Annotated in this window: 17 protein-coding genes; 10 read left to right on the top strand and 7 right to left on the bottom strand. The window is 58.5% G+C overall.

Annotated features, from left to right (window positions below; genetic code table 11):
• Position 1: 1 nt before the first annotated feature.
• The 7 genes from algG to yaaA form a co-directional block, all read right to left on the bottom strand.
• A complete protein-coding gene (gene algG, locus ACYZT2_RS06065; RefSeq protein ID WP_461970948.1) occupies positions 2-1,603 on the bottom strand; it encodes a mannuronan 5-epimerase AlgG in 1,602 nt (533 codons plus the stop codon).
• Between the two features lie 26 nt (positions 1,604-1,629).
• Positions 1,630-3,117, bottom strand: coding sequence for an alginate export family protein (locus ACYZT2_RS06070; RefSeq protein WP_461970950.1), 1,488 nt, complete (start codon positions 3,115-3,117; stop codon positions 1,630-1,632).
• Complete coding sequence (gene algK / locus ACYZT2_RS06075; protein WP_461970953.1) at positions 3,114-4,640, bottom strand: alginate biosynthesis TPR repeat lipoprotein AlgK; 1,527 nt, start codon at positions 4,638-4,640, stop codon at positions 3,114-3,116. Before algK ends, ACYZT2_RS06070 begins: the two co-directional genes overlap by 4 nt.
• A gap of 9 nt (positions 4,641-4,649) precedes the next feature.
• Positions 4,650-5,819, bottom strand: coding sequence for a PilZ domain-containing protein (locus ACYZT2_RS06080; protein WP_461970954.1), 1,170 nt, complete (start codon positions 5,817-5,819; stop codon positions 4,650-4,652).
• 35 nt (positions 5,820-5,854) lie between these two features.
• Positions 5,855-7,336: a mannuronan synthase gene (gene alg8 / locus ACYZT2_RS06085; RefSeq protein ID WP_437180856.1), complete on the bottom strand. Its 1,482-nt coding sequence runs from the start codon at positions 7,334-7,336 to the stop codon at positions 5,855-5,857.
• A gap of 224 nt (positions 7,337-7,560) precedes the next feature.
• Entirely contained in the window at positions 7,561-8,877 is a 1,317-nt protein-coding gene (locus tag ACYZT2_RS06090) for a nucleotide sugar dehydrogenase (protein ID WP_461970957.1), read from the bottom strand.
• 819 nt (positions 8,878-9,696) lie between these two features.
• Positions 9,697-10,476, bottom strand: coding sequence for a peroxide stress protein YaaA (yaaA, locus tag ACYZT2_RS06095; RefSeq protein ID WP_461970959.1), 780 nt, complete (start codon positions 10,474-10,476; stop codon positions 9,697-9,699).
• A 266-nt stretch (positions 10,477-10,742) separates the two neighbouring features.
• Here yaaA and ACYZT2_RS06100 point away from each other — a divergent pair, with 266 nt between their 5' ends.
• From ACYZT2_RS06100 to cyoD, 10 genes are all read left to right on the top strand, one after another.
• Entirely contained in the window at positions 10,743-11,867 is a 1,125-nt protein-coding gene (locus ACYZT2_RS06100) for a polysaccharide deacetylase family protein (RefSeq protein ID WP_461970961.1), read from the top strand.
• Positions 11,868-12,204: 337 nt separating this feature from the next.
• Positions 12,205-13,599 (top strand): PhoH family protein, encoded by a 1,395-nt coding sequence (locus ACYZT2_RS06105; RefSeq protein WP_038979050.1) that lies wholly within the window; start codon positions 12,205-12,207, stop codon positions 13,597-13,599.
• Positions 13,600-13,857: 258 nt separating this feature from the next.
• Positions 13,858-14,331 carry a cyclic pyranopterin monophosphate synthase MoaC gene (gene moaC, locus ACYZT2_RS06110; RefSeq protein ID WP_461970964.1) on the top strand — a complete coding sequence of 158 codons (474 nt, stop codon included), beginning with the start codon at positions 13,858-13,860 and terminating at the stop codon, positions 14,329-14,331.
• Positions 14,328-14,570 carry a molybdopterin converting factor subunit 1 gene (gene moaD / locus ACYZT2_RS06115; protein WP_008010586.1) on the top strand — a complete coding sequence of 81 codons (243 nt, stop codon included), beginning with the start codon at positions 14,328-14,330 and terminating at the stop codon, positions 14,568-14,570. Before moaC ends, moaD begins: the two co-directional genes overlap by 4 nt.
• Before the next feature lie 3 nt (positions 14,571-14,573).
• Positions 14,574-15,026, top strand: coding sequence for a molybdopterin synthase catalytic subunit MoaE (gene moaE / locus ACYZT2_RS06120; protein WP_461970966.1), 453 nt, complete (start codon positions 14,574-14,576; stop codon positions 15,024-15,026).
• Positions 15,027-15,351: 325 nt separating this feature from the next.
• Positions 15,352-15,861: a disulfide bond formation protein B gene (locus ACYZT2_RS06125; RefSeq protein WP_461970968.1), complete on the top strand. Its 510-nt coding sequence runs from the start codon at positions 15,352-15,354 to the stop codon at positions 15,859-15,861.
• A gap of 826 nt (positions 15,862-16,687) precedes the next feature.
• Positions 16,688-17,632, top strand: coding sequence for a ubiquinol oxidase subunit II (gene cyoA / locus ACYZT2_RS06130; RefSeq protein ID WP_461970970.1), 945 nt, complete (start codon positions 16,688-16,690; stop codon positions 17,630-17,632).
• 3 nt (positions 17,633-17,635) lie between these two features.
• Complete coding sequence (gene cyoB / locus ACYZT2_RS06135; RefSeq protein ID WP_461970972.1) at positions 17,636-19,666, top strand: cytochrome o ubiquinol oxidase subunit I; 2,031 nt, start codon at positions 17,636-17,638, stop codon at positions 19,664-19,666.
• A gap of 3 nt (positions 19,667-19,669) precedes the next feature.
• On the top strand, positions 19,670-20,296 hold the full coding sequence (locus tag ACYZT2_RS06140; protein WP_461970974.1) for a cytochrome o ubiquinol oxidase subunit III: 627 nt from the start codon (positions 19,670-19,672) through the stop codon (positions 20,294-20,296).
• Positions 20,297-20,632, top strand: coding sequence for a cytochrome o ubiquinol oxidase subunit IV (gene cyoD, locus ACYZT2_RS06145; RefSeq protein ID WP_048396513.1), 336 nt, complete (start codon positions 20,297-20,299; stop codon positions 20,630-20,632).
• The last annotated feature ends 3 nt before the right edge of the window (positions 20,633-20,635 follow it).

Here is a 20,635-nt window from a genome sequence, read left to right on the forward strand (position 1 = left end):
CTCAGTCCCGCATTTCGGTCTGGCGTTCGACAGGGTCGATCAGCACGGCTTTCTGCTGGCGCACCAGCAGGTCGAGAATTTCATCCTGGCGTTCGCCGAGAATCCCCGAGAAGCTGATGCCGCTGGATTTGGTCGGTGCGAGCATCGACACGCGATACAGCTCCACGCTCAACGGCGAGTCGATGGACAGCGGTCCGCTGCCATTGGCGGCCAGTTCACCGCCGACGACGATCAGCGACACCTGGGCGTCGAACGGGTCGAGCTTGATGTCCCGGTCGGTGTCGGTCAGGTCTTTGATGTGCCCGTAGACACCGGTCAGGCCGTTGGCCATCGAGATGTTTTCGTACAGGCGAATGTTCACGCTGTTACGAATACGGATGCCGTGGCGCTGGTTGCTGATCACCTTGTTGCCCCACAACAGGTTGTCGGCACTCTCGTAGAGGGTGATGCCGTCGGTGTGGTTCTTGTAGATCTCGTTGTAGGCGATCAGGTTGTTTACGCTGTTACGGTCGATCACCAGGCCCGACAACTTGTTGTCGTAGCTGCGGTTGTTGAAGATGAAGCTGTCGTTGACCTCACGGGAAATAATGATCCCGTGCTTCTTCTTCGTACCGAACACCGTGTTGTCGGCGATGATCAGGCCATGCGACCGGTCATGCGGGTCGATGCCGTAGACGATGTTGTCTTTGTAGGTGTTGCCCTTGACCACGAAGTCGCGGGTTTCGTAGCAGTAGAAGCCGTACCACATGTCCGAGAACTCGGAGCCGACGATCCAGCCAGTCGGTTCCGGCCGCTTGAGGACCTTGGCCATGTTCGGCGTGTATTGGGAAATACTCACGCCGTAGGACTTACTGTTGGCGTAACCGAAACTGGCAATCTTGCTGTTGGCGATGTAGGTCTCGGTGCCACCCCAGGAGAGCAGGAACGGACGGAACTCCTTGGCCGACTTGAAAGCCGCCGGCCCGTTTGCCTTCTCGCTCCAGCCAGTGATTTTGGTGTCACGCACGAACAGCTGGCCGTCGTTGACCAGGAACGAACCGGCCTCTTGGGACAGGCGCAATTCCTGGGTCTGCTTGTCGATTTCCAGAATGCCCTTGTTACCCACCACGATTGGCAACTTCGCCAGGAACACCCCCGGCGAGGTTTCGCTGAAGTACTGCTTGGGCAGCTTCTTCGCCAGGTCCTTGAGGTTCATGTAGCCGTCGTCGATGAAGATCGCCTGCGGGATGCCATGCTGACGCACCACCCACTCGGCCATCTTGTTGTCGCCGCCGATGAAGTCCTTCAGGGCGTTCTCCTGCATCATCCGGCGCACGCTGATTTTGCCGGGTTTGGTGCGCACGATTTTCTCGGCGATGGCTTCCGCGGTGTAGCCAGAGGTGTCCGGCAGTTTCGGCGCGGCCAGGTCCAGCGGCGCGGTTGGCGCGCTGCTGACGGTGTAGGTCTTGGCCTGTTGCAGTCCCTTGGCCATGGTCGTCGGTTTGCTCTGCTGTTCAGGCTGGTGCACAGACTTGGCCGGTTCGACGGTGGCGAAGGCCGCTGCGCTGGCCAGCAGCAGCGCGCCGGCCAGCAGGCTGATCGAGCCTTTCTTGGCACTGTTCATGTCGGGCACTCCCTTCGCGGTTTGCATCAGAAGCGCCAGACCACGTCGACAAACGCGCGGTGCATGTACGAGTCGACTTCTTTGCCATACGCATCGCCAGGCTTGAACACACCGCCACGGAACCGCACCAGTGCCGAAGGCTCATCAATCGACTGACTCAACGACGCCGGCAGCAGGCCTTGCTTGAAGTACTTGGTGACCACCAGGTCCATTTCCTGACCGAGGTCTTTGTTGCCATCTTCCAGCGGCAGGGAGGTGCTGGAGAGGATCGCGCCGGTCACGTCGTCGGTGTTGTTTTCGACGGCGTTGATGCCATTGCTGCCCACCGGCTTGTTGCCGTCGACGCGCCAGAACTTGTGGTAGATCAGACTGGCGTCGTATTCGTCGTTGAGCATCCACGAGCCGAACAGGGTAGCGGTCTGCATGTTGTTCATTTCGCCACGGAAGGCTTCGCCGAAACGGTGAACCCGCGAGCGTGTACCGGTGTAGTTCGAGCGGTTGCTTTCCAGGCCGGTCTGTTCGTACTCCGCGCTGGCACGGGCATACGCCGCACCGACTTGCCACTGCGGATCAAGGCGCAAACGCAGGCCGATATCGGTGGCCCAGCCATTGAGGTCTTCACCACGTTTGGCTTCGGTCGGGCGCGTGCCATCGGCGTTCAGCGGGTTGACCGTGTCGGTGTCGCCGCTCATGCCGGTGATGCTGCCCCAGTAGTTGACGGTGTTGGTGTTGCGCCAGTTGTAGGCGTCGCTGTCGGCGGTGAGGCCGAGCCAACTGATGTCACCGTTCTGTTTTTTATCCAGCGAATCGCCGGCCACACCCGGCTCCGGGTAGTCGAGCTTGCCGTCATCGTGGGTGTGATGACCGCGAATGCCGACCCAGTTACCTGGCGACCATTGAGTGGCAACGTCGCCGAAAACGTGCAGGCGATCCTTGTCCTTGGGCGCCAGCTCTTTCAAGTCGGTGCGGTATTCGCTGAAGCGTTCGGCGACACCGACGTTGGCGCGCAACAGCGTGGTGTCGAAGGTCCAGTTCAGGGCTTCGATGTTGGTGTCGCGCCATTGGCCGTCGTCGTTGCGCAGGCGTTGGCGACCGAGCTTGAGGATCTCGCCAGGGTAGGGCGTGAGGCCGCTGTAGCCGACCCAGAACTCACGCATCGCCAGGTAGTTCTTCTTGGTTTTGCGATCACCGTTGTCGGTGGTCTGGGTACCGTCGCTATCGGACTGTTGCAGGGTGTCCGTTTCGATGATGTCGGTGGACGTCACGGCCTGGCCCATGGCGTAGGCGCTCCACGCGCCGCTTTCGCCGTATACCCATGGACGCAGGTCGAGGCCGACACCGGAAACGTCGCCGCCGCTGGCAGTGCCCAAGTCACGGTCGTCTTCGGACTGGCCGGTAACTTTGACTTCGAGGCCGAAGTTCTTGTCTTCGGTCAGGGCTGCCAGGGTCGGGCACGACCACAGCAGGGCGAATGTCAGGCCAATACCGGCCTTCACGAATGGATTGAGCTTCATAGGGATTCCTCGCCGTCTTCTTGTTGCAGGGCGTGCAGTTCCAGCGTGTCCGGACTCACGGCACTACGAATGGCCTGCTCCTGTTTCAGCAGGCGTTGGGCCTCGGCCAGCCGGTCAGGCGGCAGTTGCGCTTCGATGGTTTGCGCAAGCTCATTGGCTTGTGGGGTGTTTTGAGCCTTCGCCAATTGGCTGAAGACATAAGCGTTGACCGGGTCGGGCCGGGTGCCCTTGCCTTGGGAGAACAGTTGGGCAATGGCGAAATCGGCGCTGTTCTGGCCGTTACGCGCAGCGGTCAGCAGGTGATCCAGGGCTTTCTGCGGATAGACCTTGCCCAGGTAACCACGACGGTAAATCTGGCCGAGGTAGTAATCGGCGGCAACTTCACGGCCGACGGCTTTCTTGAAGTGCTCTTCGGCGACCTTGGCGTCGGCCGGCAACATTTTTCCTTCGAAGTAAAGCTTGCCCAGCAACAGTTCGGCACGCGGCTGGTCGGCGGCGCGGCCGTTGTCCAGGTACTTCATCATGGTGTCGACGTCGCCCAGTTCAGGGAAGTCGTAGAGCAGTTGCGCCAGGCTGACCCAGGATGCCGGGTAGCCAGGTGCGATGCCTTCGAGCAGCGACTGAGCAGTTTTCTCGTCGGTCTTGCCCAGGCTCGCATCGGCCAGCACGCGGGCCACGCTGTCCACCCGTTGCGCAGAAACGACGCCACGGCTTTGAGCGGCTTGCATCTGCTTGATCAGTTCGGCCTGTTGTTCTGGCTGTCCACGTTTTTGATAGACCGTAGCCAGTTCGACGTAGCAGATGTCGGTGGTGTTCAACGCCGCTTTGCAGATCTTTTCCACGTCATCCAGGTGTTGGTCGTAAGTGCCCTGGGTGCGATAGAGCAGCACTTGCGCCAGACCCGCTTCCGGTTTGCCTTCGGTGCGCCATTGGCTGATCTGCTGCTGTGCGTTGACGTTCGGGAAACTGTGCGGGTATTGCAGGTACAGCATCGCCAGTGGGATCAGAGTATTGCCTTCGCCATTGGCCGAGGCTTTCTTCAACAGCGCTTCGGCTTCTTGGTGTTCGGCTTCGGTGGCACCGGGTTTGGCCACCAGCAGACGACCCAGGCGAGCCTGAGCCCGCGGCGAGACGCTGGCCGCGGCGCGGTAAGTCGCCTCGGCCTTTTTGACCTGCGCCGGGTCGCGGCTGTCGACCTGCAGATCGGCCAGGCCAACCTGGGCTTCGCTGTAACCCAGGTCTGCCAGTTGCTGGTAGTTCTGCGCCGCCAGCGCGGTGTCGCCGCGCTTGAGGGCTTCATTGGCCAGACGCTGGTCGGGCAGGCCGGCGCAGCCGCTAAGGCTCACCGCCAATGCCAGCGCACAGAACGCATACCCGGTGTGGGAGCGAGTCTGCTCGCGATCAGCCGGGGTCGCGCTCGACCAACTCGGTGTATCAGACAGACCGCGCTGACCCCATCGCGAGCAGGCTCGCTCCCACAGGGTGTGCGGTGTTCTGAGGAAATATGGAGTCGTCACGGGCATGTCCTCTGTTTAAAGACCGGCGGCCATGGCTTTGTTGATCAGCCAGTTCAGGTTCGGGCCACGGGTGCTGTTCACTTCAACCGGGCGACCGGCGAAGGCGCTGTCCAGCGGCTCGTCAGGTTTGATCTGCACGCGGATGTCGGATGACAGGTCGGCACTTTTCAGGCTGGTGCTGCTGACGATCTTGCCGGTACGGGTCTGGTCTTCACCGGCGATCTGGAAGCTGACGGTGGTGCCAGGACGCACGTCGCCGAACTGGCGATAGGAGAAGCGTGCTTCAACGTTGGCTTCGGTGTTGCGCGGCACCAGTTGGAAGATCACGTCGCCTTTGCTGGCGTACTGACCGTTAGCCACCAATTGCTGAGCCACGGTGCAATCGCACGGCGACGTCAGGGTGCCGGTCATTTGCTTGCCGAACAGTTCTTCAACCTTGGACGGTTGCAGTTGACCTTCGTCCAGATGGCCCTTGAGTACGTCGAGCATGCTGGTGCTGAAGGTCGCCAGCGGTGCGCCTTTGGCAGCAACGCCGTCAGCTTTGATCAGGCTCTGCACGGTGCCGTCGCGCGGCATGGTGATGTTCATGCCCTGCACGCTGACCAGACCGGCCTGGGCGTGGCTGACGAAGTACATGCCGTACACCGATTTGAAAATGAAACCGAACGCCACCAGGCCGACCACGAAGATACCGGCGCTGAAGGTCACCGCTTTCAGACGGCCGAGCGGAGTCATGCCGTGGCCGCCATCCTTGACCTTGCGCGCCTTGGTGAAGTTGTCGCGCTGCAGGGTCGCCAGCATTTCACCTACGCTGACGATGTCGCCGGCCAGGTGCGAGGTGATCAGGTGGCGCAGGGTGGAAATGTCACGGGGTTCCAGGTTCTGGAACTGGCAACCGATACGACCGGTCTGGCGATCCACGGAGCGTATTTGCAATTCCACGTCCATGGCCAGGCCGAGGTTATCGATCACGAATTGCAGGCGGGCCTTGTGCACATCGCCGACCTTCAGCGGCAGTTGACCGGCGTTGAACGCCAGGCCGCCAGCGGAAAGGTCGATGAGCCGGGCTTCAACCGGAGTCCGGTCAGGACCGAAGAAACGCAGCTTGGCCGGGATTTTCACGCGAGCGTGTTGGCGCTGGGCTTCGGATTCGTGCACTACGTTGGAGTTGACGGCGGTATTCATATGGGCGATTTCCTAGTTAATTCAGGCGAGTTCGGTCAGACCATCAGCAGCAGCACGGCGACAAAAATGCTGCCGGCGGAGAAGGTCATGGTCCGAGACGACCAGGTGTTGAACCAACGTTGAAAGCTGGCGAGATCACGGGTCAGAGAAGTGGGCTGGCGAGTCCAGGACTGTTGATCGAGGCGGAAGAACACGTAGATTTTCACCAGCGCGCCGACGATCTGGTTGTAATAGAGAATCGCCGGGTAGGCCGGGCCGATCCGGTGACCGGAACAGGACAGCAGCACTGTAAGGATCAGGCGGGTGATGCCGATCCACAGCAGGTAAACCAGGATGAACGCGCTGCCGTACTTGAAGGTGGCGAGGATTGCCACGGTCAGGCCCAGCAAGGACGTCCACATCGACACGCGCTGATCGAACAGCACCACCGAGGTGAACAGGCCGAGGCGTTTCATCCCCAGACCCAGGGCGCGGGAATTCTGCCGCAGGTTGTTGCCGTACCAGCGGAACATCAGCTTGCGACTGGCCTTGATGAAGCTCTTCTCGGGCGGGTGCTCCACGGTGTGGATCGCGGCATCCGGCACGTAGAACGTGTCGTAGCCCAGACGCATCAGGCTGAACCAGCTCGACTTGTCGTCACCGGTGAGGAACTTGAAGCGGCCCAGGCGCCAGTGTTGCAGCGAGTCGCTTTCCACATCGGCGATGAAGTCCGGGTTGGTGACCACGGTGGCGCGGAATACCGACATCCGGCCGGTCATGGTCAACACGCGCTTGGACAGGGCCATGGAGCACATGTTGATGTGGCGCTGGGCGAATCGCAGTTTGTGCCATTCGCTCATGATGTAGCCGCCGCGCACTTCACAGAACTCGTTAGTGGTCAGGCCGCCGACATTGCCGAACAGCTGGAACCACGGCACGGTCTTGAGCACAACGCCTTCGGCCAATACGGTGTCGCCATCGATCACCGCAACCACGGCGCGGTCGTCCGGCAGGTGGCGTGAGATGGCGCGGAAACCGTAGGCCAGGCCATCGCGTTTGCCGGTGCCGGGAATGCGCACGAAGTCGAGCTTGACCCGTGGCGGTGGGTTCATGCGTTTCCAGAGGCTCTTGACCAGCAGCTCATCGGACATTTCCACGATGGAGCAGACCACGGTGGTCGGCAGTTCGCAGTCGATGGCCTCGCGGATTACCGAGCTGTAGACCTGAGCGGTGGTCAGGGCGTCGATACGGAAGCTGGTGACCATCAGAAATACATGGGACGGGTCTGCCGCTTTGCCCAGCTTGCGCACTTTGCGCCGCAGGTGCGGGTAGACCACGTACAGAAACAGCATGCCGCGCAGAAAGTGCGTGGCACCCATCGAGTAGCGCCAGATACCGACGATACCGATCAGGAAGATGAAGTCCTTCGACTCGGAGTCGAACGTGGACGCAGGCAGCGCCATGGCGATGCCCATCAGTAAACTTAGGTAAAACAGCCAACCGGCGGCCTGAAGTAGGCCGTGCTTTAGCCTGTGCATAATCTGCATCCGTCTCGATCTCGGGCGAGCCTGTGGGGTGGCCCGATGGGGTTAAGGCAGGCATAAAAACCGTAGGAGCGAGGCTTGCCCGCGAAGGCGGCGTGCCTGACACACCGCGTTGCCTGGTTCGCCGGCAAGCCTGGCTCCTACAGGAGCGAAGGCGGCGGACCTGACACATCACGTCGTCTGGTTCGCCGGCAAGCCTGGCTCCTACGGGGAAGGTGTTACCAGCAGATGCCTTCAGTCCGGCCACTCACGCTGGTGGCTTTGGACATGAAGCCAACCAGGTCGACCACTTGTTTGCCGTGTGGAGCTTCCAGCGCCAGGGCGCGGAATTTCTCGTCACGGTTGCCGAGGATGATCACGTCGGAGTTTGCGATCACGTCGTCGAAGTCGGCGTTGAGCAAGGACGAGACGTGAGGGATCTTCGACTCGATGTAATCCTTGTTCGCACCGTGGACACGGGCGTACTCGACGTTGCTGTCGTAGATGCTCAGGTCGTAACCCTTGCCGATCAGCATTTCCGCCAGATCAACCAGTGGGCTTTCGCGCAGGTCGTCGGTGCCGGCCTTGAAGCTCAGACCCAGCAGGGCAACTTTGCGCTTGTCGTGACTGGAGACGATGTCGAACGCGTTCTGCACCTGGGACTCGTTACTGCGCATCAGCGAGTTGAGCAGCGGTGCTTCCACGTCCAGGGAACCGGCGCGGTAGGTCAGGGCGCGGACGTCTTTGGGCAGGCAAGAGCCGCCGAACGCAAAGCCTGGGCGCATGTAGTACTGGGACAGGTTCAGTGTCTTGTCCTGGCAGACCACTTCCATCACTTCGCGACCGTCGACACCGACGGCTTTGGCGATGTTGCCGATCTCGTTGGCGAAGGTCACCTTGGTGGCGTGCCACACGTTGCAGGTGTACTTGATCATCTCGGCAACGGCGATGTCCTTGCGGATGATCGGCGCGTCGAGCTCTTCGTACAGCGACTGCAGAACGTCACCCGAAGCCTTGTCGAACTCGCCGATAACGGTCATTGGCGGCAGATCGTAATCGGCGATCGCGGTGCTTTCACGCAGGAACTCAGGGTTGACCGCTACGCCGAAATCTATGCCTGCTTTTTTGCCGGAGCAGTCTTCGAGGATCGGGATCACCACGTTTGCCACGGTGCCCGGCAGGACGGTGCTGCGAACCACGATGGTGTGGCGGGTGGTCTTGTCACGCAGGACAAAACCGATCTCGCGGCACACGGCTTCGATGTAGTTCAGTTCCAGATCGCCGTTCTTCTTGCTCGGCGTGCCGACGCAGATCATCGACAGATCGGTGTCGCGAATCGCCTCGGCGAAGTTGGTCGTGCCGCGCAATTTGCCCGTCTCGATGCCCTTCTTCAGAAGTTCGCCCAAACCCGGTTCAACGATCGGCGAACGGCCTGCGTTGATCATATCGATTTTGTCTTTGGCAACATCGACGCCAACGACGTCATGGCCCCGTGCAGACAGGCAACCGGCACAGACTGCGCCGACGTAACCCAAACCAAATATGCTGATGCGCATCGCAATTACCTCTGTATTTATTCAAGCCATTACATGGCCGGAGTTAATGGTGTTCAGCGGTCATAGTGCACTCGCAAGTGCGACTTAAAGGCGCCACAATGCCGTGTGCAGGCATACTAAGTTCCGAGTGTCTAAATAAGTGCACTCAAGATGTGCGCAGCCAGGCCTTATTTTTATGACGTGCCCTGTTATGCAGCCGATCCTCTTTTCTGAAGACTTCCGTGCAAAGGTCTTGCGCGCTCAATGCCAAGCCCGAAAGCCCGTAATCAAGCGGTTGGGTGCTCAGGTGAGCACGTTTATAGGGGCGCAGCCGTGGCCTTGTAGGGGATAGTAATGGTGCGTTATCTCCTGTCCTTCATGTGTTGCCCAAATAAGCGATCAGTAAGCCCAAGTAGGTGTGACAACTTCGCTACATGAATCTCTTGTCTGTGTAAGTTATCTCGCACAATCACCGAGAGAATCGTTACCGGTGGTATGAGCGGCGCATTTGGACATAGTTCCTGTCCGCCCATCGCGAATGCTGAAATTTCTTGAAATATTGAAAAAGATGGCACTGCTTTCATATTGATAGCACTTGCCGTTTGGCCCTTTATATATGGGGCTATTGTTGCTCTGGATATTTTTTTGCCACTACGAATAAATTTTTTCAGTGCCACTACTGAAAAATTTGCTGGCTGTCGAGTGAAACAAAAGTTAGAAAATGAAGTGCTGGGTTTTTGGCGTCAATAAGGCGACGAAAAGGCGGGGGATTATTCGAGGATCAAAGGGTGGCGCACGACGAAGTTATCGATGTCGTGCGCTGATGTAGTGCAGGTCTCGTTACGCCGGTGCGTGATCGCGCAGGAACACCAGATTGTCCGGTTTAGACTGCTCGCTGCTATAGCGATAACCCTGAACGTCGAACTGCTCGAGGGCGACCGGGTCATTGATGCGTTCTTCAATGACAAAGCGACTCATCATCCCGCGGGCCTTTTTCGCGTAGAAGCTGATGATTTTGTACTGGCCGTTCTTCAGATCCTTGAACTCGGTATTGATGATGCGCGCGTTCAAGGCACTGCGTTTGACCGCCGAGAAGTACTCGTTGGAAGCCAGGTTCAGCAGCACGTCATCGCCTTGATCGGCCAAGGCTTCGTTCAGCCATTCGCTGATCCGCGTACCCCAGAAGGCGTACAAGTCCTTGCCACGGGCATTGGCCAGTTTGGTGCCCATCTCAAGCCGATAGGGCTGCATCAGGTCCAAGGGGCGCAGCAGGCCATACAGGCCGGAGAGCATGCGCAAGTGCTGCTGGGCGTAATCGAAGTCGGCTTCGCTGAAGGTTTGTGCATTCAGGCCGGTGTACACATCGCCCTTGAATGCCAGCAACGCCTGCTTGGCGTTGGCAGGGGTGAAGGCCGGGGTCCAACTGCCGAAACGCGCGGCATTAAGGCCGCCGATCTTGTCGGAGACGTGCATCAGCTCGCTGATCTGCGCCGGTGTCAGGTCACGCAGTTGCAGGATCAGCTCCTGGGAATGGTCAAGGTATTGCGGCTGAGTGAAGCGCTGGGTCGCCGGCGGTGTTTCGTAATCGAGGGTCTTGGCGGGGGAAATCACCATCAGCATGAAGTCGTCTCCTTTAATCGTGGCGGCGATTCTAGGGGGTTGTCGGTGTTGACTCCAGCTATCAAGTCCATAGGTGATCGGTGGCGATGTACAAAACCTGTAGGAGCGAGGCTTGCCCGCGAAGGCGGTGTATCAGTCGGCATCATCGATAACTGACACACCGCCTTCGCGGGCAAGCCTTGCTCCTACAGGAGATCGGTGCTGCTGCGGGAATGTGAGCGCGATCGGCTATAGTGCCGCGCGGGTTTTGTTACGGAGACATCCCATTGCGTATCATTTTTCTATTCTCGGCCTGGCTCTTGAGCTTTGGCGCCCTGGCGGCGCCGGGCGATGTGGCGACGCTTGATCGCAGCACCTGGCCTGAGCAGCTCAGCAGCCCGACGTTGTTTGACGTCGCGTCGCGGGCCGAAATCCTCATGTTTGCCCGCGTTCTGCTGGCCAGTGAATCGCTGGATGAAGCGAGCCTGGCTCAACGCCTGGGCCTGCGCACCGTCAATCTGGAGTCGGTCAACCAGCTGCGCCAGCGCATGTGGCAGCGTTTGCTGACCAATTACAACTTCGCCCAGCAGAGTTGCGATCAGGATGCCTCCTTCTGTTTCCTGGTCGAGGACATGCCCACCTTGCGTGAGCAAGCGGCGAAGTTTCAGGTGAGCGATGACAGCTATTACATCAAGTGGGCCGAGCCGAGCCGGTGGTTCCACGCCCAGTACCTGGACGAGCAGTTGCGCAAGGCCGCGCTGTTTCCGCAGACCAGCAGCGAAGTCGATCGTTTTGGCGACTATGAGCGCAATGGCGAGGCCATGAATGACCGGCTGTTCCTGCTGACCTTCGACAGCGCTGCCAATGCCACGCCAGATAACACCGCCTGGGTCACCGAGTACCTGCGCAAATCCAACATGAGCGCTACGTTCTTCGTCCTCGGCAAGGACATCCAGGCCCGTCTGGCCGAGCGTTCGGTGACCAGTCTGCAAGGGACTTATTCACAGCAATGCGTTGGCGTGCAAGGCTGGGAGTTCCGCTCCCACAGCCATTGGCAAGACTGGCAGGGCTCGGTGCGACGCAGTGTCGAGCTGGTCAAAGGCAAGCTGCCGGAGAATTACGTGCCGCTGTTTCGCCCGCCCGATGGTCAGCGTCGATCCGATGCTGAAGGCTTCTTCAAGTCTCAGGGCTTGCAGGTGGCATTGTGGGATATCGATGCCCAGGACGGCGCTGGCAAGCTCAAGGGCAGCCAGAGCGCACAACGGGTGTTGACCCTGATGCTGCTGTGGCGGCACGGGGTGATCAATTTCAATGTGAAGCAGGATGCGCTGAAAACGGCGATGCCTTGGCTCATTACGCAAACGGCGCCAAGCGGGATCGGTTGGGCAGACTGTCAGGACGCGTTTCGCTGAAAACTGCAAAAGGCCGTAAACATTGGGCGAAGGGCGATTTCTGGAGAGAAATTGGTGTAGGCGGACTTCCGACTTTAACGGCACATTACCTGCACGCCAAGTGCTATTGGTCACTCTGCAAAATAAACTTCAAAAAAACGTCAAAGTACTTTTTTCTGTCACAGGTTTTGGAGTATTACGAAGACAGACCGCCGAAACCTGCAACACAGGTGGCGTCTCCCAAGACCCCAGTTTGTGTGCAGTTCACTTGACTCCTCGCAGGTGAATTCGGTGGCCACTTCGAGGCGCAGCACTGTCATGGTATTGCGTCGACTGGCTCCCACAAAGGTGACCGAGTATGGATGATCACGGACGTAGCCCTTCTTCCAACCAGCCAATCCTTTATGTACTCGATACCAACGTATTGATTCACGATCCAAACGCCCTGCTTAACTTCGAAGAACACCACGTCGCCATCCCGATGACCGTGCTTGAAGAGCTGGACAAGCTCAAGAGCGGGCATCACAGCGTTGCCGCGGAATGCCGCCAGGCGATTCGCCTGATCGACAAGACTTTGGGCGATGCCAGCCCCGAAGACGTCGAACTCGGCGTACCGATCCAGCGCGGCAAGAGTGGGCCCAAGGGTTTGCTGTCAATTTTGATGAGCAAACGCACTGAGCCGAACATCATTCTGCCCGAGCACCTGAACGACAACATCATCATCAACCAGTTGATCGACCTGCACGCGCGCGAACCAAAGCTGCCCGTGGTGCTGGTCACCAAAGACATCAACATGCGCCTCAAGGCCCGGGCTTGCGGGATCGCGGCCGAGGACTACAGCACCGACCAACTGGTCGACGACGTTTCGTTGCTGCCCAACGGTTATCACAACATGACCGGCTCCTTCTGGGACCGTGTGAGGAATGTCGACACCCGTCAGGATCATGGCCGCACCTGGCACCAGGTGCAGCTGATCGACAACCTGCCCGCGGTACACGTCAACGAGTTCATCATCGACGAACAGGGTTTTGTCGGCTGGATCAAGGATATCGAGGAAGACAAACTGCTGATTCTCGACCTGCATCAGGAACCCCTGTTGCACCAGGAAGCCTGGGGCCTGAAACCGCGTGACATCTATCAAAGCCTGGCGCTGTACGCCTTACTCGATCCGGATATCCACCTGGTCAACCTGACCGGGGCTGCGGGTTCGGGTAAAACCATCCTCGCACTGGCGGCGGCCATTGAGCAGACCATGGTCAGCAAACGCTATCGCCGGATCATCGCGACCCGTAGCGTGCAGGGCCTGGACCAGGAGATCGGTTTCCTGCCCGGCACTGAAGCGGAAAAAATGGAGCCTTGGCTGGGCGCCATCACCGACAACCTCGAAGCTCTGCACATGGACGACGAAAACACCCATGGCAGCGTCGACTACATCCTCAGCAAAGTGCCGTTGCAGTTCAAATCCCTCAACTACATTCGAGGCCGCAGCTTCCAGCAGAGTCTGATCCTGATCGATGAATGCCAGAACCTCACGCCGCACCAGATGAAAACCATCATCACCCGGGCCGGCGCCGGTTCCAAAGTGGTGTGCCTGGGCAACCTGGCGCAGATCGATACCCCATACCTGTCCGCGACCAGCTCCGGGCTGACGTACTTGACCGAGCGCTTCAAGGACTTCCCCAACGGTGTGCATATCACCCTGCAAGGGGTGCCACGCTCGATTCTGGCCGAATACGCCGAATCGCATCTGTAGCCCTCACCAGAGCCGGGCGGCCCACAGGTCGTCCGGTTTTTTTATACCCGACGAAAATCCCCATTTTTCATGCCGGACGAAAATCTCTGTAGGAGCTGCCGAAGGCTGCGATCTTTTGATCTTCGCCATTTAGAAGCAAGATCAAAAGATCGCAGCCTTCGGCAGCTCCTACATGGGGTCGATGGTGATCCGATAATCAAACGTGCGAAAAATTGACCCACAGGTTTACAATCGATGCTCCTGATCAGGAGTAACCCTGTGCTGACTCATCTCGATTCCCAAGGTCGCGCCCATATGGTCGACGTCACCGAAAAAACCGTGACATTTCGCGAAGCGACAGCCCAAGCGCTGGTGCGCATGCTGCCCGAAACCCTGCAGATGATCGTCACTGGCGGCCATCCCAAGGGGGACGTGTTCGCCGTGGCGCGGATTGCCGGCATCCAGGCGGCGAAGAAAACCAGCGATCTGATTCCTCTGTGCCACCCGTTGATGCTCACCGGCGTCAAGGTCGAACTCAGTGCCGAAGGCAACGACACCGTGCGCATCGTGGCGTGCTGCAAGTTGTCCGGGCAGACCGGCGTCGAAATGGAAGCGCTGACCGCCGCCAGCGTCGCGGCGCTGACCATTTATGACATGTGCAAGGCCGTGGATCGTGGCATGACCATCGAGAGCGTGCGGCTGCTGGAGAAACTCGGCGGCAAGAGCGGCCATTTCCAGGCGGATCAGCCATGAACGTGACTGTGAAGTTTTTCGCCCGTTACCGTGAGGCGCTCGGCGTGGACTCGGTGAAGGTCGAAGGTGATTTCGCCACGGTCGACGATGTGCGCGCGCTGCTCGCTCAACGTGACGGCGCCGAGGTGCTGAGCGAACAGAACCTGATGTGCGCCCGCAACGAAGACCTCTGCCAGCTCGACGAACCGGTGAGCGATGGCGATGAAGTGGCGTTTTTTCCGACCGTGACCGGGGGCTGAACCATGGCGATTCGTGTGCAGCCCACGGCGTTCGACCCGGGCGCTGAAGTCAACGCCATGCACGCGGCCAATGTGGGCGTCGGTGCGGTGGTGAGTTTTGTCGGCTATGTGCGCGACTTCAATGACGGCCTCGACGTCGCCGGGATGTTTCTGGAGCACTACCCGGGCATGACCGAAAAAGCCCTGGACAAGATTGCCACGGAGGCCGAACAGCGCTGGCCGTTGTTGAAGCTGGAAGTGTTGCACCGTATCGGCGCCCTGGAGCCGGGTGAGCCGATCGTCTTCGTCGGTGCCGCCAGCGCCCATCGTCAAGCGGCGTTCGATGCCTGTGCCTTTGTCATGGACTACCTGAAAACCCGCGCGCCGTTCTGGAAGAAAGAAAACACCCGTGATGGACCGCGCTGGGTGGAAGGGCGTGACAGCGATCATGCGGCGGCAGATCGCTGGAAGCAGTAAGCAATCGATCCGTCCTTACGGGCTCGATGCTTGAAAAATACTTGAAAGTTAATCCGTTCTTAACCGGTTTATCGTTTATTCCCGACGTTGGCCAAGGCGGTCTTGTCAAAGCGGTTTAACGGCAAGACCGCGTCCGAAGGCCGGGATCAGGGGCCGTTCAAGGCTCTCAAGGACTGGGTCAGCGTGTAGACTTCCGGGCAACCGATATCAGATCGACAAGGTCGCATTACCGCCAGTTGGCATATCGAAGACAGCATCAGCCTGACGCCGCAGCTGCAAGCGTAGCCGCCGACGAGCTGATCCACGGACACAAAAGGGAAACGCGATGAGCGAGGAAACGATGTGGTTGGGGCGTGAACGGCGCTATCTGGTGTTGCTGGGCATTATTTGCCTGGCGCTGATCGGTGGTGCGCTGTACATGCAAGTGGCCTTGGGCGAGGCGCCGTGCCCGCTGTGCATCCTGCAACGCTACGCGTTGTTGCTGATTGCGCTGTTCGCCTTTATCGGCGCGGCGACACGCACCCGACGCAGCATCACGCTGTTCGAAGCGCTGGTGGTGATCTGCGCCATTGCGGGCGCCGGGGTGGCCGGGCATCACGTCTATACCCAGTTTTATCCGGCGGTCAGTTGCGGCATTGATGTGCTGCAACCGATCGTCGACGGCCTGCCGCTGGCGAAGATCTTCCCGCTGGGCTTTCAGGTCGACGGGTTTTGCTCTACGCCATACCCGCCGATCCTCGGCTTGTCCTTGGCGCAGTGGGCGCTGCTGGCGTTCGTGCTGATCGTGGTGCTGGTGCCGCTGCTCACTTCGCGTAACCGCAAAGCGCTGCGCTGAGGCTGTTCGCCGTACCGTTGCAGGAAACAAAAAACGCCCCGGTTCTCGTTGAGAGGCCGGGGCGTTTTGCATATTCGCAGGTCAGGTAAAAAGACCTTGATGCTCGACAAGGAAGGGTGTGACACGTGTGCGACATGTTGTCACAGCTTGAGTGTCGCAAGGCATTTCAAATCGCTGATTCAGGGTATCGCTTTACACCAAAAACCGGCTCTTACAGGCGCTGCCGGTTTCAGCGCTTGTCAGTCGAAACAGGCAGTTTTAACAGTGCCTGGCAAATTGCCAGAGCCCTTGTCACATGGGGGGTAGAGCAGGGTCGAAGGCGAGCGCAGAGCCTTGGAAGCTGTCTGAACTTCGTGTGATAGACCTACATTTTTTGGTGTTTTTGTTGAGAATGAATTTCGATACCATGGCGCACTTTTGCAAAAGCCGTTAATGATTGTTGCCGGATCGGATATAAATTATTTCGGGATGAGACATGGTTTATGAATCGCTACATATCTACAATCGCCCGCACTGAATTCCCGGCACTGCTCACCCTTATTCAGGCATGAGCAGAAACAGGGTGTCGAGAGGCCTGATGGCTTCGTGCGACTCCCAGATGTCGGTGCCTTCCGACTATCCGCACCAAATGGAATTGGTCTGTAACAAGGCCCTTGACCACGAATTCGAATAAGAACTCACCGCAGGCCCAGCAATTGTCGAACAGCGTCTGACGCGCGGCGGGCAGGCCCTTATTCAATCCAAGAAAAATGCCAACCCTTGGCAGGGTGAAGTGTTGGCGATCAAAACCCAACTGCATTGCGCAAGCTGCTTTAGAGGTCGTGAGATGAGTAAAAACAGGTACCCCAGACTACTAGGCTTATTGCCGCTGCTCGGCACGTTGTTGCTGGGAGGCTGCAACATGACCTTGCTCGATCCCAAGGGCCAGGTTGGCCTGGATGAGCGAAACCTGATCATCACCGCAACGCTGCTGATGCTGTTGGTCGTCGTGCCGGTCATCGTCATGACTTTCCTGTTCGCCTGGAAGTACCGCGCCTCCAACACCGATGCCGTCTACACGCCAAAATGGTCCCACTCCACCAAAATCGAAATCGCGGTGTGGACTATTCCGGTACTGATCATCATTGCTCTGGGTTACATCACCTACAAGTCGACCCACGCACTGGACCCTTACAAACCACTGGAATCCGACGTCAAGCCGATCACCATTGAAGTGGTCGCGCTGGACTGGAAGTGGCTGTTCATCTACCCGGAACAAGGCATCGCCACGGTCAACAAGATCGTGTTCCCGGCGCACACACCGATCAACTTCAAGATCACTTCCGACGCCGTGATGAACTCGTTCTTCATTCCGGCTCTGGGCGGCCAGATCTATGCGATGGCGGGCATGCAGACCAAACTGCACCTGATCGCCAATGAGAACGCTGAAATGGACGGTATCTCCGCCAACTACAGCGGCGCGGGTTTCACCGGTATGAAATTCAAAGCGATCGCCACTTCCCAGGAAGATTTCGACGCTTGGGTAAGCGAAGTCAAAAAGGCACCTAAACAGCTTGAACAAGCTGAATACGCAGCCCTTGCCAAGCAGAGCCAGAACAACCCAGTCGAGCTCTACTCCTCGGTGACGCCAAACCTGTTCCAGACCATCGTCGACAAGTACGAAGGCATGAAACCGGGTCCGAAGGTGAAGCACGAGAAGAAAGAGAAAGAAGTGGCCGCTACGCAAGGAATGGACATGAACTCGCATTCAGCTGCCGGGGCAGAGGAGTAAACGATGTTTGGTAAATTAAGTTGGGAAGCGGTCCCGTTCCACGAACCGATCGTGATGATAACCATCGCCATGATCGCGCTCGGTGGTCTGGCGCTGTTCGCTGCAATCACCTACTTCAAGAAGTGGACTTATTTGTGGACCGAGTGGCTGACCTCGGTCGACCACAAGAAAATCGGCGTGATGTACATCATCGTCGCCATGGTCATGTTGCTGCGTGGTTTTGCCGACGCCATCATGATGCGTACCCAGTTGGCCATGGCCACCGAGGGTTCGCCTGGCTACCTGCCACCTGAACACTATGACCAGATCTTCACCGCTCACGGTGTGATCATGATCATCTTCATGGCGATGCCATTCTTCACCGGCCTGATGAACCTTGCAGTGCCGCTGCAGATCGGCGCGCGTGACGTTGCCTACCCGTTCCTGAACTCCCTGAGCTTCTGGCTGCTGGTTTCCGGCGTAGTACTGATCAACCTGTCCCTGGGCGTTGGCGAATTCGCCAAGACCGGTTGGGTTGCCTATCCGCCGCTGTCGGGCCTGCAATACAGCCCGGGCGTGGGGATGGATTACTACATCTGGGCGCTACAGCTCTCCGGGCTAGGTACGACGCTGACGGGGGTCAACTTCCTGGCCACCGTGCTGAAAATGCGTACCCCGGGCATGAAGCTGATGGACATGCCGATCTTCACCTGGACCTGCACCTGGGCCAACGTCCTGATCGTGGCTTCGTTCCCGATCCTGACCGCTACCCTGGCACTGCTGACGCTTGACCGTTACATGGATTTCCACATTTTCACCAATGAACTTGGTGGCAATCCAATGATGTACGTCAACCTGTTCTGGGCTTGGGGTCACCCCGAGGTTTACATCCTGATTCTGCCGGCGTTCGGGATCTTCTCCGAAGTCATCTCGACCTTCACCGGCAAGCGTCTGTTCGGCCACCACTCGATGGTCTACGCATCGGGCGCGATCTCGATCCTGGGCTTCATGGTTTGGCTGCACCACTTCTTCACCATGGGTTCGGGTGCCGGCGTCAACGCGTTCTTCGGTCTGGCGACGATGCTGATTTCGATCCCGACGGGGGTGAAGCTATTCAACTGGCTGTTCACCATCTACCAGGGCCGTCTGCGTTTCACCAGCCAGGTGCTGTGGACCCTGGGCTTCATGGTGACCTTCGCCATCGGCGGCATGACCGGCGTACTGCTGGCCATCCCGGGTGCTGACTTCGTATTGCACAACAGCCTGTTCGTGATCGCGCACTTCCACAACGTGATCATCGGCGGTGCGGTATTCGGTTACATCGCAGGCTTTGCCTTCTACTTCCCGAAAGCGTTCGGCTTCAAGCTGCACGAAGGTTGGGGCAAGGCAGCGTTCTGGTTCTGGATCTCGGGCTTCTTCGTCGCGTTCATGCCGCTCTATGCACTGGGCTTCATGGGCATGACCCGTCGTCTGAACGCCACCACCAACCCTGAGTGGGTGCCTTACCTGTACGTCGCGATGTTCGGTGCGGTGATGATTGCTGTTGGTATCGCCTGCCAGCTGATCCAGCTGTACGTCAGCGTGCGTGATCGCAACAAGCCAGAGAACATGTGCGAACACGGCGACCCGTGGAATGCCCACACGCTGGAGTGGTCGACTTCGTCGCCACCACCGTTCTACAACTTCGCTGTACTGCCGAAAGCAGAAAGCATCGACCCGTTCACCGAAGCCAAGGAAAACGGCACCGCGTACCAGGCTCCGGCCCGTTACGAGCCGATCCACATGCCAAACAACACCGCGACCGGTGTGGTCATGGGTGCTCTGTTGACCGTGTTCGGTTTCGCGATGATCTGGCACATCTGGTGGTTGGCCATCGTCGGTCTGGTCGGCACCGTGGTCTACTTCGTGATCCACGCTGCACGTGATGATCAAGGCTATATGGTGCCGGTCGACGTGATCGAGCGCATCGAAGCCGAGCAGCACAAGCGTCTGGTAGCGGCCGGGAAAGTTCCAGCCACCGCCACCCGTGTTGAAACCTCGTTGGAACAGGCTTAAACCATGTCGAACTTAGTGACCAATGCTGGACACACCCATGTCGATGGACATGGGCATGATGACCATCACCACGACTCGGGCGAGATGACCGTATACGGTTTCTGGCTCTACCTGATGACCGACTGCATTCTGTTTGCGTCGATCTTCGCGGTGTACGCGGTACTGGTTAACAACGTAGCGGGTGGCCCGTCGGGCCACGACATCTTCGAGCTGCCATACGTACTGGGCGAAACCGCTCTGCTGCTGTTCAGCTCGATCACCTATGGCTTCGCCATGCTGGCGTTGTTCAAGGGCAAGAAAACCCAGGTACTGGGCTGGTTGGCCATGACCTTCCTGTTGGGCGCCGGCTTCATCGCCATGGAGATCAACGAGTTCCACATCCTGATCGCCGAAGGCTACGGCCCTAGCCGCAGCGGCTTCCTGTCCGGGTTCTTTACCCTGGTCGGTACCCACGGTCTGCACGTGACCAGCGGTCTGATCTGGATGGCGATCATGATGTATCAGGTGCAGAAAAACGGCCTGACTTCGACCAACAAGACCCGCCTGAGCTGCCTGAGCCTGTTCTGGCACTTCCTGGACGTTGTGTGGATCTGCGTATTCACGGTTGTTTATCTGATGGGGACTATGTAAATGGCTAACGCTCATTCCCACGATGGCCACGAAGCCAACCACGGCAGCGTAAAGTCCTACGCCATCGGCTTCATCCTGTCGGTGATCCTGACCGTCATTCCATTCGGTCTGGTGATGTACCCGTCGCTGCCGAAATCGATCACCCTGTGGATCGTGCTGGCATTCGCGGTTATCCAGGTGCTGGTGCACCTGGTGTACTTCCTCCACCTGGACCGTTCCGCCGCCCAGCGTAACAACGTGATCGCGTTTGTCTTCGCTGCACTGGTAATCGTCCTGTTGGTTGGCCTGTCGTTGTGGATCATGTTCAGCATCCACACCAACATGATGGCGAAGTGAGGT

The sequence above is a fragment of the Pseudomonas sp. MDT1-85 genome, from assembly GCF_054898065.1.

What these genes read in the sequence shown, in the direction of transcription:
- cyoA (WP_461970970.1), top strand. Translation starts at nt 16,688, where the DNA reads ATGAGTAAAAACAGGTACCCCAGACTACTAGGCTTATTGCCGCTGCTC.
- algG (WP_461970948.1), bottom strand. Translation starts at nt 1,603, where the DNA reads ATGAACAGTGCCAAGAAAGGCTCGATCAGCCTGCTGGCCGGCGCGCTG.
- cyoB (WP_461970972.1), top strand. Translation starts at nt 17,636, where the DNA reads ATGTTTGGTAAATTAAGTTGGGAAGCGGTCCCGTTCCACGAACCGATC.
- ACYZT2_RS06090 (WP_461970957.1), bottom strand. Translation starts at nt 8,877, where the DNA reads ATGCGCATCAGCATATTTGGTTTGGGTTACGTCGGCGCAGTCTGTGCC.
- ACYZT2_RS06105 (WP_038979050.1), top strand. Translation starts at nt 12,205, where the DNA reads ATGGATGATCACGGACGTAGCCCTTCTTCCAACCAGCCAATCCTTTAT.
- ACYZT2_RS06125 (WP_461970968.1), top strand. Translation starts at nt 15,352, where the DNA reads ATGAGCGAGGAAACGATGTGGTTGGGGCGTGAACGGCGCTATCTGGTG.
- cyoD (WP_048396513.1), top strand. Translation starts at nt 20,297, where the DNA reads ATGGCTAACGCTCATTCCCACGATGGCCACGAAGCCAACCACGGCAGC.
- ACYZT2_RS06070 (WP_461970950.1), bottom strand. Translation starts at nt 3,117, where the DNA reads ATGAAGCTCAATCCATTCGTGAAGGCCGGTATTGGCCTGACATTCGCC.
- ACYZT2_RS06080 (WP_461970954.1), bottom strand. Translation starts at nt 5,819, where the DNA reads ATGAATACCGCCGTCAACTCCAACGTAGTGCACGAATCCGAAGCCCAG.
- alg8 (WP_437180856.1), bottom strand. Translation starts at nt 7,336, where the DNA reads ATGCACAGGCTAAAGCACGGCCTACTTCAGGCCGCCGGTTGGCTGTTT.
- yaaA (WP_461970959.1), bottom strand. Translation starts at nt 10,476, where the DNA reads ATGCTGATGGTGATTTCCCCCGCCAAGACCCTCGATTACGAAACACCG.
- moaD (WP_008010586.1), top strand. Translation starts at nt 14,328, where the DNA reads ATGAACGTGACTGTGAAGTTTTTCGCCCGTTACCGTGAGGCGCTCGGC.
- moaE (WP_461970966.1), top strand. Translation starts at nt 14,574, where the DNA reads ATGGCGATTCGTGTGCAGCCCACGGCGTTCGACCCGGGCGCTGAAGTC.
- ACYZT2_RS06140 (WP_461970974.1), top strand. Translation starts at nt 19,670, where the DNA reads ATGTCGAACTTAGTGACCAATGCTGGACACACCCATGTCGATGGACAT.
- algK (WP_461970953.1), bottom strand. Translation starts at nt 4,640, where the DNA reads ATGCCCGTGACGACTCCATATTTCCTCAGAACACCGCACACCCTGTGG.